Origin of the sequence: Brachybacterium sp. NPDC056505 (genome assembly GCF_042794925.1) — a bacterium.
Taxonomy (GTDB): domain Bacteria; phylum Actinomycetota; class Actinomycetes; order Actinomycetales; family Dermabacteraceae; genus Brachybacterium; species Brachybacterium kimchii.
In genome coordinates, this window is record NZ_JBHTSV010000025.1 from 21,532 (window position 1) to 35,916 (window position 14,385).

The window sequence follows — 14,385 nt, forward strand, 5'->3', positions numbered from 1 at the left end:
ATCACCGGGGCCGGGGTGGACGGTCTCCGGAACAGCAGGAAGGCGGTGCGCGATGGCCAGGCGCGTGAGCATCAAGGACGTGGCGAAGGCCGCCGGGGTCTCGTGGAAGACGGTCTCCAACGTCGTCAACGACCGGCCCGTCGTCCGGCCCGAGACCAGGGAGCGGGTCGAGCGGGCCATCAGCGAGCTCGGCTACGTGCCGAACACGATCGGCAGGGAGCTGCGCGGCGGTCCGACGCACACCATCGCCCTCGTGCTGCCCGAGCTCTCCAACCCCTACTTCGCCCAGCTCGCGCAGATGCTGCACGTCGCGGCCAAGGAGCGCGGGTACACCGTGAGCGTGGAGCTGTCGCTGGGCCGGGGCGAGGTCGAGCGCGCCCACGTGCGCGGACGCATCAGCCGCCCGGTCGACGCCGTCGTGATCTCCCCGGAGGCCCTGGACCCCGTCGAGATCCGGGACCGCGGGGACGGGCCGCCGCTCGTGCTGCTCGGCGAGCACCTGCTGAGCGCCGAGGGCGTCACCCATGTCGCCGTCGACAATGTCGAGGCCTCGGCCGATGTGGTCCGCCACCTGGTCGAGCGCGGTTACCGCCGCCCCGTCTTCCTGGGCGGGGAGGCCGAGCAGCGCTCGGCGGGCACCGACCGCCTCGCGGGATTCCGCGCCGCCTGCCGGGCGAGCGGCATCGCGAGCGAGCCGGAGCGGATCGCCCACGTGGGCGCGTGGGACATGGCCGAGGGCCGCCGCGCGGTGCTGGACCTCGTGGAGCGCGGCGTCGCGTTCGACGCGATCTCCGCGGCCAACGACCAGCTCGCGATCGGCGCCCTCGCGGGCCTGCGCGAGGTCGGGCTCGACGTCCCCGGGGACGTGGGGGTGGTGGGCTGGGACGACACCCCCGGTGCGCGGCACGCCCACCCCGCGCTGAGCTCGATCGCCCCGGACCTCGACGACCTCATCGCCGCGACCCTCGACGCGGCGATCGGCCCGGGGGCGGGCGCGCAGGACGTCACGGGGGGCGGTGCGGGGGTTGGAACGGAGCCGGACACGGGAGCGGGGGAGTCCGACGGGCGGGAGCACGTCGTCCCCTATCGCCTGGTGGCGCGCGAGAGCTCTGCGGGGCCGCGCCGCTGACCATCAGCGTTTCCCACGTTGCAATCCGTGGCGCGGCGGTGTTGACTTGGTGTGCCGGCGCCGTCCGGCCCGCCGATCAGTGCCGATGGAAGGACCACCGTGACCGCACCCGAGCAGAGCCCCGCGAGCGGCCAGCACGCCGAGCCCGAGCTGCCCTCGCACCTGACCGACCTCTTCGCCCGCGCCGACGAGCTCGCCGCCGCGCTGGACACCCCGCCGTCGGACGGATCCGGCGACGTCCCGCGCCCCGAGCATCCGCGCCCGCAGCTGCAGCGCGAGGCCTGGCTGAACCTCAACGGCACCTGGCAGTTCGAGATCGACCGCGGTGACACCGGGCGCGAGCGCGGACTGCTCGAGCGCGAGCTCGCCACCGAGATCCTCGTGCCCTTCCCGCCGGAGTCGCCGGCCTCCGGCATCGGCGACCGCGACTTCATGGAGGCCGTCTGGTACCGCCGCACGATCGAGGTCCCTGCGAGCTGGGAGGGGCTGCGGCCGGTGCTGCACTTCGGCGCCGTCGACCACGATGCGACCGTCTGGGCCGACGGGGTCGAGGTCGCCCGCCACCGCGGCGGTTTCACGCCCTTCGACGCGGACCTCTCCGGCGCCGTGTCCGCCGGGGGCAGCGTCGAGATCGTCGTGCGCGCCCGCGATTCCCGCCACGACCTGCAGGCGCGCGGCAAGCAGTCGGTGTTCTACGAGGCGAGCCACGCGACCTACCACCGGGTCACCGGCATCTGGCAGACGGTCTGGCTCGAGGGCGTCCCCGAGGACTCGATCCGCTCGCTCCGCGTGGTCCCCTCGCTCGCCTCCCGCTCCTTCGCGATCGACGTGCCGCTCTCGCGCAGCACCCCCGGCACGCGCCTGGAGGCCGTGCTCGGCGAGGTCGGCGGCGGCGCCGTCGCGAGCGCCGAGGTCCGCGCGGACCTCGACCTCGCCCCGCACCTCGAGATCACGGTCCCCGAGGACCAGGTGCGCGTCTGGGGCCCGGGCGACCCGCAGCTCTACTCCCTCGAGCTGCGCCTCGTGGCCGACGGCGGCGCCGTCCTGGACACGGTCCGCTCGTACACCGGCCTGCGCTCCACCTCGCTGCGCGACCACGAGTTCCGCATCAACGGCCAGAAGGTCTTCCAGCGCCTGGTCCTGGACCAGGGCTGGTGGGAGGACACCTTCATGACCGCCCCGTCGGACGAGGCGATCGTGGCCGACGTCCGTCTCTCCCTCGAGGCCGGCTTCAACGGCGCCCGGCTGCACCAGAAGGTCTTCGAGGAGCGCATGCTCTTCTGGGCAGACGTCCACGGCTACCTGGTCTGGGGCGAGTTCGGCGACTGGGGCGTCTCCGGGCGCGGGCCGACGGGCGACAACCAGCAGCCCACCGCCGCGTTCATCGGCCAGTGGGTCGAGGCGGTGCGCCGGGACATCAACCATCCCGCGATCGTGGGCTGGTGCCCGCTGAACGAGACCCATCAGGTGCGCCACGACCGCATCACCCAGCTGGACGACGTCACCCAGGCGATGTACGACGCGACCAAGCTCGCCGACCCCACCCGCCCGGTGCTCGACACCTCGGGCTACTCCCACCGCGTGCGCGGGGCCGACGTCTTCGACTCCCACTCCTACGAGCAGGACCCCGAGCGCTTCCGCGCGGAGCAGTCCGGCCTCGCCGAGGGGCGTCCCTTCGCCAACCGCCGCGAGCTCGGCGACGGCGAGCTGCCCTTCGCGGACGGCTCCTTCTCCCTGGACTACGAGGGGCAGCCCTACTTCGTCTCCGAGTACGGCGGCATCTGGTGGAACGCCGAGGAGGCGGCCCGCGCCGCCCGCGAGGCCGGCAACAACGCCTCCCAGTCGTGGGGCTACGGGCAGCGGATCTCGAGCGAGGAGGAGCTGTACGAGCGCTTCGAGGGCCTCACGGACGTGCTGCTGGAGGACCCGCTCATGTTCGCCTACTGCTACACGCAGCTGACCGACGTGTTCCAGGAGAAGAACGGCGTCGTGGACTTCCAGCGCGGCCGCAAGCTCGACCTCGCCCGCCTGCGCGCGGTGCAGGAGAAGAAGGCCGCGTACGAGGAGGAGTGACGGCCGCCGGGGCGCGGACGATGGCCAGGATCTATGACAGGAATCGGCCGCGGGTTCTAGGGGTGATCGCAACACTCGACGTGAGGAGGGTGTTGTGGTTGGTCGTGGGAGGCCGGGGTTCGAGATGGGTCCCCGCTGGAAGATCGAGCGGTTCTGGCATGCTCGTTCTATGGGGCTAGCGCTGCGGGATATCGCCGGTGAGATCGATACGAGCCATGCCACGTTGGCTCTGTATGTCCGGGCCACGGGCGGTATTGCTCCGGCTCGGTGGAAGGATCCTGATCGTTATATCACCGATGGGGAGCGGTTCAGGATCAAGGAACTCCTCATCGAGGGACGCTCGATCCGGTATGTCGCGAAGGTCCTGGACCGGGCCCCTTCCACGATCTCGCGTGAAGTGCGGCGGGGGTCGGCAAAAGGAACTCCGGGCGAGTACGCACCCTCACGCGCTCGGCGTGACGCCTTTGAGAAGCGCCGCCGTTCGAAGGAACTGAAGATCCCGTCCGACCCGGTCCTCCACGCTGCGGTCCAGCACGGCCTCGACGAGGGCTACTCGCCCGAGCAGGTCGTGGGACGCTTGCGCCGTGAGCATCCCGACGACCCGAGGTTCCACGTGAGCCACGAGACGATCTACCGGACCATCTACCTGCAGGCCAGAGGTGGTCTCAAGCGCGAGCTGAAGGCGCTGACCCGCACCGGACGCACAGTCAGGCATCCCCGCCGCAGTGCGCAGAGACGCCGAGGGCGAATCAAGGACATGGTCTCGATCTGGGAGCGGCCGGCCGAGGCGCTGGACCGCGGTGTTCCCGGGCATTGGGAAGGCGATCTGATCGTGGGCAAGGACGGGGCCTCGGCGATCGGGACCGTGGTCGAGAGACGCTCGAACTACGTGATCCTGGTGCATCTGGACCCCACCAAGTCACGAGTCGAAGCGACCCGCGATGGATTGATCGAAAAACTCTCCACTCTCCCGGCCACCCTGAAAGCAACATTGACGAGGGACCAAGGCAAGGAGATGCACCAGCATCGTCAGGTCACGAATATGACGGGCATCGACGTGTATTTCGCAGACCCTCACTCACCGTGGCAGCGCGCGACAAACGAGAACACCAACGGGCTTCTCCGTCAGTACTTCCCCAAGGGCACCGATCTCTCGATCCACAGTCAAGAAGATCTGGACTACATCGCCGACCTCCTGAACCGACGCCCCCGCAAACGCTTGGCCTTCGCCACGCCATACGAGATGATCCAGGAGTACCTGTTGCGATGACCCCTTGAATCCGCCGGCAGAAAGCGTTATAGATCCTGGCCAGGATCCGCGGGGTGCCGCATCGGCCGTGTCGGCCCCTGCTCGCCCTGCTCGCCCGGCCCGGCGAGACGGCGGGATGCGCCGCGGCTCCTGTGCGGCACGATGGATCCATGAGAGCCGTGCGCTACGACGCCTTCCGCACCCCGCCCCGCGTCGAGCAGGTGGAGGACCCTGCGTGCCCGCCCCGCGGGGCGGTCATCGAGGTGCACGCGACGGGCGTCTGCCGCAGCGACTGGCACGCCTGGCAGGGGCACGACGACTCCGTCTCCCTCCCGCACACCCCCGGGCACGAGTTCGCCGGAGTGGTCCGCGAGGTCGCCCCCGAGGTCACCCGGTTCCGCGTCGGCGACCGCGTGACCGCGCCGTTCATCCTGTCCTGCGGACGCTGCGCCCAGTGCCGCGCGGGAGCCACCCAGGTGTGCCCCGACCAGCACCAGCCCGGCTTCGACCTGCCCGGCTCCTACGCCGAACAGGTCGTCGTGATCGAGGCCGACCACAACCTCGTCGCCCTGCCCGACGGCATCGACATGCTCGCCGCCGCGGGGCTCGGCTGCCGCTTCGGCACCGCGTTCCACGCCGTGCGCACCCAGGCCCGCGTGCGCGACGGGGAGTGCGTGGTGGTGCTCGGGTGCGGCGGCGTCGGACTCTCCGTCGTCCAGATCGCGACGGCGGCCGGCGCGCGCGTGCTCGCCGTGGACGTCTCGCCCGGAGCGCTCGAGGCGGCCCGCGCCCTCGGCGCCGAGCCCGTCCCGACCAGCCCCGACGAGCCGGCCGACGACCTCGTCGAGCGACTGCTCGCGGCGAGCGGCGGCGCCGATGTCACGATCGACGCCCTCGGCTCCGCGCGCACCGCGTCCGCGGGCATCCGCGCCCTGCGTCCCCGCGGACGCCACGTGCAGGTCGGACTGCTGCTCGGTGAGGATGCGGACCCTGCGCTGCCGATGGGCCGCGTGATCGGCCTCGAGCTGCAGGTGCTGGGCAGCCATGGCCTGGCGGCGGGGGAGTACCGGGAGCTGCTCGAGGAGATCGGCGACGGGCGCCTGGATCCCGCCGCGCACCTGGGGTCGATCATCGGCCTCGAGGACCTGCCGGAGGCGCTCGTCGGGCTCGGCGGAGCGCCGACGTCGGCCGGGATGACGGTCGCCCGGATCTCCTGACCCCTTGACGGGGCCTCCCGCCGTGCTTACTGTCTATAGCGCATATAGACAGTAAGCACGCGCGGCACCGCCGGAGCGGGGGAGGGGGCGAGCAGGATGCAGCTGCACATCGATCCCGGATCCTCCGATCCCATCTACGAGCAGATCCGCGCCGCGCTCGCCGCCGCGATCCTCAGCGGCGAGTTCGCGAGCGGCGAGGCCCTGCCCTCGATCCGCACGCTCGCCCGCGACCTGCGCGTCAGCGTCATCACCACCACCCGCGCCTACAACGAGCTCGTGGCCGACGGCCTCGCCGACTCGGTGCGCGGCAAGGGCGTGTTCGTGCGCGCCCAGGACCCCGACGAGCTGCGCTCACGGGCGCTGGACCGCATCGAGCGGTCACTCGGCGAGGCGGTCGACGCGGCACGCTCGGTCGGGATCGACGACGCGACGCTGCGCACGATGCTCGGCCGACGGATCGAGGAGGAGCGATGAGTCCGAGGGGCACAGGACCGAGGCGCCCAGAAGCGAGGGGCACGGGACCGAGCAGCACGTCGTCCGTGCCCGCCGCGCCGGAGCGCTCGGAGGCGCGCGCCGCGGGACACGACGGATCGCCGGCGCCCGCCGTCGCGGTGCACCGCCTCGGTGTGAGCATCCCGAGCCCGGAGAAGCCGTACGGCGATCCCGTCCGCGCGCTGCGCGGGCTGACGTTCACGGCTCCCGCCGGCCAGGTCACGGGCCTGGTCGGGACGAACGGAGCGGGCAAGACCACGGCCCTTCGCGCGATCGTGGGCGCCATCCGGGCGACGTCGGGGCGGATCGAGGTGCTCGGGATCGAGCAGGGCGCGGCGCAGACTGCTCCGCCCGAGGGCCTCGCCTCGGTGCCCGATCCGCACGGATACCCGGAGCACTGGACGGCCCACCATGTGGCGCGCCTGCGCCGGGCGGCGATCCCCGACTTCTCGGTGCAGGACTTCGGACGTCGGCTGCGGTCCTTCGGGGTGTCGCTGGACCGCCGACTGCGGGACCTGTCCGACGGGCAGGCGGCGCTGTTCGGCGTGGCGGCGGCGCTCGCGCAGGATCCTCGGCTCCTGATCCTCGACGAGCCGCTCGCGCGCCTGGACCCCCTCGCGCGGGAGCGTCTCGTGGACCTGCTGCGCGACCTCATGGCGCGGGAGCGGCGCTCCCTGGTGCTGAGCACCCACGACCTGGACGGCATGGACCGCTTCATCGACCACCTCGTGGTGATGGCGGACGGCGCTGCGGTGCTCGAGGGGTCCGTCGAGGATCTGAAGGAGGAGTTCCTGGTGGTGGGGGCTCCCGCGCCGAGGGCCCACGAGAACGACCTGCCCGGGCTCATCGGCCCGGAGGAGATCAGCGGCACGACCTGGGCGCTGATCGCGGCCGAGGAGGCCGTCGGGCTCGACACCGAGGTGCAGCTGCATCGGCCCGAGCTGAGCGACCTGGTCACGTATCCGCTGCGGGCGGCGGCCTCGAGAGGTCGCGCGCACCGCACGATCGAGGAGGGGACGGCATGACCGCATACGACGCAGGATCCGCACACACGGCGGGCGCTTCCCGATCTGCGCGGGCCTCCGGCCCCGCGCACACCTCCGCATGGCGTCGCGCCCTGGCGGCGGACCTGCGGCTGAACGCCGAGACGTTCGCCGGCACGGTGATCCTCTCCGTGATCGCGCTCGTCCTCGCGGTGACCGTCACCGACGTGATGGCCGGCGTCGCGCCCGTGTGGGGAGTGCTCGCCTGGTACCGCTACGGCCGCCAGGACACCGCCTCGCGCACCGAGCTGTGGGCGAGCCTGGGGATGTCCCGCGCCGATCGGGTCCACGGCCGCGTCGCGCTCGTCGCCCTCGAATCCGCCCTGATGGTGTTCGTCTCCGCCGCGGGCACCGCGCTCACGGCCCTGGCCGGGCACACGCCGGCGATGGTCGACGGCGTGACGACGGGCTGGGACCTCGCGGGCACGACGGTCTCGGGCATCGCGACGGCCTCGGCCACGATGGTGCTCGCGGCGATCGTGCTGGGACCCGAGTGCACGACCCGCAGGCCGGGCGTCTCGATGTTCATCCTCAGCATCCTCACCTACATCGGAGCGGCCATCGTCCTCTCGCTGATCGCCATGGTGATCGTGCTCCCTCTGAGCCTCCTCGTCTCCTCGGCGGCCCAGACCGCGGCGACGTGGGTCATCGCGCTCATCGCCTTCGTCATCGCGCTGATCGGGGCTCTCGTGCTCCGACGCGGAGTGCGTCGCTGGATCCGTGATCTGGATTCGCAGGACGAGGGCGCCGCGCCCGCGCACCGGCGGAAGCGCCGCGTCGACGCGGGCGGGCGCACCGCCTGATCCCGTCGGCCCGACCTGTCGGCCCGGCCCGTCAGGCCGACCCGTCGGCCCGGCCCGACAGGGTCCGCCCTCACCTCTCGACGATCTCCCGTCCGGCGCTGCGGCGCACGGTGCGGTAGAGCGCGGCGGTGGCGATCGCGAACACGATCACGCCGAGGATCATCGCCGGGGTCGCGAAGCCGTCGCCGACGATCGCGAGCGGGGCGTCCTTCCCTGTCGCGGCGACGATGCCCGCGAAGACCACGCCGAACAGGCTCTCGCCCACGATCATGCCGGTCGCGAGGAGTGTCCCCAGACGCCCGGCGAGCTCGGGACGCTTCGAGCGCTTGGCCCAGCGCCCGTAGAACAGGCCGATCACGGCGCCGACCACGATCAGCAGGGTCGTGCTCATCGGCAGGTACATCCCCATGCCGACGCCGAGCGGCGGCAGCGCGAGGCGCGAGCTGCGGGCCTTGAGGACCTCGTCGATGATGATCGCGACCAGGCCGATGAGGGCGCCCATGCCGATCAGCCCCCAGTCGAGGTCTCCGCCGAAGATGCCCTTGACGAGCGACGCGATGAGCGTGGCCTGCGGGGCGGCGAGGGCGTCGGGGCCCGCGCCGGGCGCGCCCTGGAAGCCGAAGGCGGTGGACATGAGTCCCAGCACCGGCGGGATGATCAGCGAGCCGAAGCCCACGCCGATCACGAGCGCGACCTGCTGCTTCCACGGGGTCGAGCCGACCAGCTGACCGGTCTTGAGGTCCTGCAGGTTGTCGTTCGAGATCGTGGCGATGCCGAACACGATCGCGGTCGTGAACAGGGTGAAGGCGACCAGCGCCGCGGTCTGCGAGGGGTCGGAGCCGTGCACGAGCTTGATGACGAGCGCCGCGGTGATCGCGACCAGGATGCCCACGCCGGAGATCGGCGAGTTCGAGGATCCGATGAGCCCTGCCATGTACCCGCACACGGAGGCGACGAGCAGCCCGGCGATCAGCACGTAGAGGATGCAGACGGCGATCAGGCCGCCGGCGCTGTGCACGAGCGCGGTGTCCTTCACGAACAGCCACAGCATGATCCCGATCGGGATCATCGAGACCACCGTGATCACGGCGACCAGGGTGAACGGCAGGTCGCGCTCGGTCTTCTCGACGGTGCCGCCGCCGCGGCGGGCGATCGTCGAGGCGAGGGAGCCGCGGATCCCGCCGATGATGGGGCGGGCGATCCGCACGAGGGTCCAGATCGCGGCGATCGCGATCGCTCCCGCGCCCACGAAGCGCACGTCGCCCGAGAAGACGGTGTCCACGGCGTCGGCGATCGCGCCGGTGGCGGGCAGCTGGCCGCTGGACATGACGGGCAGCAGCACGCCGTAGGAGACGACGAGGCCCACGAGCATGGCGATGCCCACGGTGATGCCGACGAGATGGCCGACGCCGATGAGCGCGAAGGAGAGGCTCGCGCCGATCATGGTGCCGCCCGAGCCGATGCGGAAGGCCGCGGTGACGGAGCTGCTGATCGCCTGCAGGGCTGCGACCAGCGCGTAGGCGGCCGAGGTGATGCCGCCCAGCACGATCGCGTGCAGACCGCGCCGGTTCTCCTCGGCGCCGCCCTCGGCATCGCCGACCTTGAGCACCTCGGCGCCCGCGACGCCCTCGGGGTAGGGGAGGTCCGAGCCGGTGACCAGGGCGCGGCGCAGCGGGATCGAGTACATGACGCCCAGCAGGCCGCCCACGGCGCACAGCGCGACGGTGGTCCAGTACGGGAAGCCGCTCCACCAGCCGACGACCACGAGGCCCGGCAGCACGAAGATGATCGCCGAGAGCGTGCCCGCGGAGGAGGCGATGGTCTGCACGATGTTGTTCTCCACGACGCTGTGGCGCCGGAAGAACCGCAGCACGGCCATCGAGATCACTGCGGCGGGGATCGAGGTCGCGAACGTCAGGCCCGACTTCAGGCCCAGGTAGACGTTGGCCGCGGTGAACACGAGGGTGATGATGCCGCCGAGGATCACGCCGCGCAGCGTGAGCTCGCGGACCGAGGGCGCGGCCGTCGCGCGCGTCGACTCAGAGGTCGAGGACATGGATGCTCCTTGTTCGCGGAGCCTGGACGCGCCCCGACGACCGGTCACCGTACTCTTCTCGGGCTTCCGCGGGGTAACCGAGACCACCTCCGCGTGACCAACTCTCCCCATCGGCCAGGGATCGCCGCGGCCGCCGGCTGTGGAACGATTGGGCCATGACGATCACCGCTGCGGCCGACGGCTCCGCGCTCGGAAACCCCGGCCCGGCGGGCTGGGCCTGGTACATCGACGATCAGACCTGGCGGGCCGGCGGCTGGCCCCACGGCACCAACAACATGGGCGAGCTCAAGGCCGTCCTGGATCTGCTCGAGGCGACCGCGGTGGACGCCGACCAGCACCTGCACGTGCTGTGCGACAGCCAGTACGTCATCAACTCCGTCACCAAGTGGATGCCGGGCTGGAAGCGCAAGGGCTGGCGCAAGAAGGACGGCAAGCCCGTCATGAACATCGACCTGCTGAAGGCCATCGACCGCGCGCTCGCCGGCCGCAGCGTCGAGTTCGAGTGGGTCAAGGGCCACGCCGGCCATCGCATGAACGAGGCGGCCGACCGCCGCGCGAACGGCGCCGCCGTCGCCTTCTCCAAGAAGCAGGACCCCGACGTCGGCCCCGGCTACCGCGCCTCCGACGGGGCCGGAGGAAGTGCACCGGGGACCACGGCGCCTGCGCCCGCACCGCGTCTCTGCCTGACTCCCGACAGCTCCGCCCCTGCGGATTCCGGCACCGACGACCTGTTCAGCCTCTTCGACGCCGACCGCTCCGCTCCCGAGCCCTCTGGCGCGGGGACCCTCGACCCGCACGCCAGCGGCCCGTCGGCTGGGTCCTCTGCTGGGTCCTCTGCCGGGTCCTCCGCACGCTCCTCCTCGCCGGCCTCCGCCGACCCGGACTCGGCTCCCTTCGAGGAGATCGTCGCCCGCGAGCAGGTGCTGCTCAGCGACCTCCTGCGCAAGAACCCCGAGCGCGCGGCCGAGCTGCTGCACCCCGATTTCACGGAGATCGGCACGTCGGGCCGCACCTACGACCGCGAGCAGGTGCTGGCCGCGCTCGCACCCGTGCCGGGCCTGCGCGCGCGAGAGTTCATCGCCGAGGAGATCGCCGAGGGGGTCGTGCTGCTGCGCTTCGTCACCGCCGACGCCCGCGGCGCCCAGCGCCGCTCGTCGCTGTGGGTGAGGGTCGACGGCACCTGGCTGCTGCGCCACCACCAGGGCACGCCCGCGCAGCCCGAGCCCGTGACGGACGGCCCCGCCCAGGGCATGTCCTCCTCGCGGTGACGCCGCGATGACCGTCCTCGCCGACACCCCGCGCTGGGAGCGCCACGGCACGCTCTGGGGCCACCTGGTCTCCGACGCCTCGCTCGTCGAGCTGCACGAGGCGGCGGCGCGTGCGGGGCTGCACCCGCGCTCCTTCGACCTCGACCACTACGACTGGCCCGAGCAGGCTCGGCACGGGCTCGAGGCCGCGGGGGTCGAGTTCGTGGGCAACAAGGAGCTCACGCGTCGTCTCCTCGCGAGCGGCCTCCGCGTCCCCGGTGCCCGGCGCGCGCAGGCGCGGCGCGAGCGCACGGCGCGGGCCGCCGCGGAGCTGGGGCTCGGGCCCGACGAGGTCCCGCACGACCTGGTGCTGGGTCTCGAGGGGCACGCGGACCCGCTGCCTCCCGTCGGCGCGGCGCCCGAGGGCGCCTTCCGTCTCGGCAGCGACGACGCCTGCGGTCAGGTGCGCGTCGAGGCGCACGACGAGCTCGGACGCATCGCGGCCCGCGAGTTCCTCGCCCGCGCGAACGTGCTCTCGCAGCAGCTGACCGGGCACACCTTCGTGGGCCAGGTGCTCGACGCGCCCGAATGGCCGGGCACCTGAGAGGGCCGGTCAGCCGCGCCCGTCGTCCTCCGCGGCCCCGTCGCCGGTGATCGTGCTGGTCTGATCGGGCACGACCACCTGGTCGGGCGTGAGGTCCGCGGCCTGCAGCTCGACCCGGAAGGTGGCGCCTCCGCCGGGCGTCTCGAGCACCCGGATCGAGCCGTGGTGCTGCTGGACGATGGTCGCGGCGATCGACAGGCCCAGGCCCGCGCCGCCGCCCTGCGCGGCCGAGCGCTGGCGGGAGACGTCGGTGCGGTAGAAGCGCTCGAAGACCTTCTCGCGCTGGTCCTCGGAGATGCCCTCGCCGTGGTCGCGCACCTCGATCGCGACGGTGCCGCCGTCCTCGCGGCCCACGGCGATCTCCACCGGCGACCCCTTGGGGGTGTGGCGGTTGGTGTTGCCCACGAGGTTCAGCAGCACCTGGCGCAGCGAGGGCTCGTCGCCCTGCACGCCCACGGGGATGTGCGGGCTCACCGACAGCGGCGTGCCCGAGAGGGAGACCACCATGACCTGACGAGCGGGGTCCAGGGCCCTCAGGTCCTGGGCGACGTCGAAGATCGCGTCGGTGACGTCGAGGGGCTCGAGGTCCATCTCGAGGTTCTCGTCCAACCTGGCCAGGCGCAGCAGGTTCTCCACGAGGGAGCCCATGCGGCGGGCCTCGTCCTCGATGCGGCGCATCGCCGAGGCCACGTTCTCGTCCCCGCTGAGCGCGCCCATCCGGTAGAGCTCGCCGAAGCCGCGGATCGCTGCCAGCGGCGTGCGCAGCTCATGGGAGGCGTCGCCCACGAAGCGTCGCATGCGGGCCTCGGAGGCCGTCGCCTTCTCCTCGCTGTCGGCCTGCGCGATGAAGGACTGCTCGAGGCGCACGAGCATCTCGTTCAGGGAGACCGCGAGGGCGTTGACCTCCTGGCTGGTGTCCGTCACCGGCACACGGCGCGAGAGGTCCCCGGCGACGATCTGGGAGGCGACCTCCTCGACGTCCCGCAGCGGCTCGAGCGCGCGGTGGGCCATATAGCCGCCGGCGCCCATGCCCACGAGCACCACGAACGTGCCGACCAGCACGATGACGAGCGCCATCTCCCGCATCGTGCGGTCCACGCTGTCCAGGGGCAGGGCCACGAAGACGCTGCCGCCGCCCGTGTCGCCGTCGACCATCGCCCGGACCCGCCAGCGGTTGCCGTCGGTGTCGATCATGGTGAACGGCTGCCCGCCCTGCTGTTTCACCTGCGCGACGGTCCAGGCGGGGAAGGAGAGATCCACCGAGCTGTCGTCGTGGTAGTTGTCGTTCCGGTAGATCTGCTTGCCGTCGTCGTCGTGGACGGCGACCACGAAGTCCACCGGGGCGTACGAGGCGTGGTGGTCCTCGGTGTCGGAGTCGTCCGCATCTCCCGTTCCGTCGGACCCGCTGGAGTCGTCGAGACCCGCTGCGGCGACGCTCACGATGCCCTGCATGCCCGTGCGCAGCTCGCTGTCCTTGGACTGCATGAGGGTGCGGTGCAGCAGCGTGAGCGACAGCGTGCCCGTCAGCAGCGTGCCCAGCACCAGCACGAGCGAGATCAGCGTGACCAGCCGCGTCCACAGGGACACGGGCCGCTGGGCGTTCAGGGTCGGGAAGGACACGGGGAGCGGATCAGCGGCCCTCGGCAGAGCGCAGCACGTAGCCGATGCCGCGCTTGGTGTGGATCATCGGCTCGCCGATCACGTCGATCTTGCGGCGCAGGTAGGAGATGTAGGACTCGACGATGCCGACCTCGCCGGACCAGTCGTAGTCCCACACATGGTCGAGGATCTGGGTCTTGGAGACCACCCGGCCCGCGTTGAGCATGAGGTAGCGCAGCAGCTTGAACTCGGTGGGGGAGAGGTCGATCGCGATGTCGCCGCGGTAGACCTCGTGCGAGTCCTCGTCGAGGCTCAGATCGCCCACGACCAGCGCGCTCTCCACGGTGTCCTCGGCGCCGCCGTGCGTGCGGCGCAGCACGGCGCGGATCCGTGCGACGACCTCCTCGAGGCTGAAGGGCTTGGTGACGTAGTCGTCGCCGCCCACCGTGAGGCCCTGCACCTTGTCCTTGGTGTCGTCCTTGGCGGTGAGGAAGAGGATCGGGTACTGCTCCCCGCGGTCGCGCAGGCGCCGGGTGACGGTGAAGCCGTCCATGTCGGGGAGCATGACGTCCAGCACCACCAGGTCCGGCTGGTGCTCGGTGGCCTCGCGGATGGCCTCATTGCCGGTCGAGGCGGTGAAGACCTCGAAGCCCGCGAAGCGCAGCGAGGTCGCGAGCAGGTCGCGGATGTTCGGCTCGTCGTCCACGACGAGCAGACGGGCCTCGAAGTTCTGATCCTGGTCTGTGGTCATGGCTCCACCGTGAACCGGATGGGTGGGAGTTCCCTGGACGTGCGCTGTGCACAGCGCCCCGCCACGGGGGGGGTGTGGGGAAAACAGTCCAACAATCCCAAACGGTCGGCCGATGGGGGTGG

Annotated in this window: 12 protein-coding genes; 9 read left to right on the top strand and 3 right to left on the bottom strand. The window is 71.7% G+C overall.

Translation table 11 applies throughout. The features are described 5' to 3' along the window. Positions 1-52 precede the first annotated feature (52 nt). The 7 genes from ACFQ53_RS12410 (at position 53) to ACFQ53_RS12440 (ending at position 8,006) form a co-directional block, all read left to right on the top strand. Positions 53-1,129, top strand: coding sequence for a LacI family DNA-binding transcriptional regulator (locus ACFQ53_RS12410; protein WP_377860086.1), 1,077 nt, complete (start codon positions 53-55; stop codon positions 1,127-1,129). 99 nt (positions 1,130-1,228) lie between these two features. Further along, entirely contained in the window at positions 1,229-3,202 is a 1,974-nt protein-coding gene (locus ACFQ53_RS12415) for a glycoside hydrolase family 2 protein (protein ID WP_377860088.1), read from the top strand. Positions 3,203-3,425: 223 nt separating this feature from the next. Then, the gene (locus tag ACFQ53_RS12420; RefSeq protein WP_377860131.1) at positions 3,426-4,472 is read left to right on the top strand and encodes an IS30 family transposase; all 1,047 of its coding nucleotides are present in this window, start codon (positions 3,426-3,428) and stop codon (positions 4,470-4,472) included. 149 nt (positions 4,473-4,621) lie between these two features. Next, the gene (locus ACFQ53_RS12425) at positions 4,622-5,668 is read left to right on the top strand and encodes an alcohol dehydrogenase catalytic domain-containing protein (protein ID WP_377860090.1); all 1,047 of its coding nucleotides are present in this window, start codon (positions 4,622-4,624) and stop codon (positions 5,666-5,668) included. 96 nt (positions 5,669-5,764) lie between these two features. Further along, positions 5,765-6,142: a GntR family transcriptional regulator gene (locus tag ACFQ53_RS12430; protein WP_377860092.1), complete on the top strand. Its 378-nt coding sequence runs from the start codon at positions 5,765-5,767 to the stop codon at positions 6,140-6,142. Positions 6,143-6,294: 152 nt separating this feature from the next. Beyond that, positions 6,295-7,185 carry an ATP-binding cassette domain-containing protein gene (locus tag ACFQ53_RS12435; protein WP_377860094.1) on the top strand — a complete coding sequence of 297 codons (891 nt, stop codon included), beginning with the start codon at positions 6,295-6,297 and terminating at the stop codon, positions 7,183-7,185. Further along, the gene (locus ACFQ53_RS12440; RefSeq protein WP_377860096.1) at positions 7,182-8,006 is read left to right on the top strand and encodes a hypothetical protein; all 825 of its coding nucleotides are present in this window, start codon (positions 7,182-7,184) and stop codon (positions 8,004-8,006) included. The genes ACFQ53_RS12435 and ACFQ53_RS12440 overlap by 4 nt, the downstream gene beginning before the upstream one ends. A gap of 70 nt (positions 8,007-8,076) precedes the next feature. Here ACFQ53_RS12440 and ACFQ53_RS12445 read toward each other — a convergent pair whose 3' ends face one another. Next, positions 8,077-10,062, bottom strand: coding sequence for an OPT family oligopeptide transporter (locus ACFQ53_RS12445; RefSeq protein ID WP_377860098.1), 1,986 nt, complete (start codon positions 10,060-10,062; stop codon positions 8,077-8,079). 155 nt (positions 10,063-10,217) lie between these two features. On the opposite strand from ACFQ53_RS12445, the gene ACFQ53_RS12450 reads away from it, so the two are divergent. Then, positions 10,218-11,330 carry an RNase H family protein gene (locus tag ACFQ53_RS12450; protein WP_377860100.1) on the top strand — a complete coding sequence of 371 codons (1,113 nt, stop codon included), beginning with the start codon at positions 10,218-10,220 and terminating at the stop codon, positions 11,328-11,330. A 7-nt stretch (positions 11,331-11,337) separates the two neighbouring features. After that, positions 11,338-11,913, top strand: a complete 576-nt coding sequence (locus ACFQ53_RS12455; protein WP_377860102.1) for a DUF4031 domain-containing protein — start codon at positions 11,338-11,340, stop codon at positions 11,911-11,913. A 9-nt stretch (positions 11,914-11,922) separates the two neighbouring features. On the opposite strand, the gene ACFQ53_RS12460 is transcribed toward ACFQ53_RS12455, so the two are convergent. Both ACFQ53_RS12460 and ACFQ53_RS12465 read right to left on the bottom strand, forming a co-directional pair. Beyond that, the gene (locus ACFQ53_RS12460) at positions 11,923-13,533 is read right to left on the bottom strand and encodes an ATP-binding protein (protein WP_377860104.1); all 1,611 of its coding nucleotides are present in this window, start codon (positions 13,531-13,533) and stop codon (positions 11,923-11,925) included. 10 nt (positions 13,534-13,543) lie between these two features. Further along, positions 13,544-14,263, bottom strand: coding sequence for a response regulator transcription factor (locus ACFQ53_RS12465; protein ID WP_200503455.1), 720 nt, complete (start codon positions 14,261-14,263; stop codon positions 13,544-13,546). Positions 14,264-14,385: the final 122 nt, after the last annotated feature.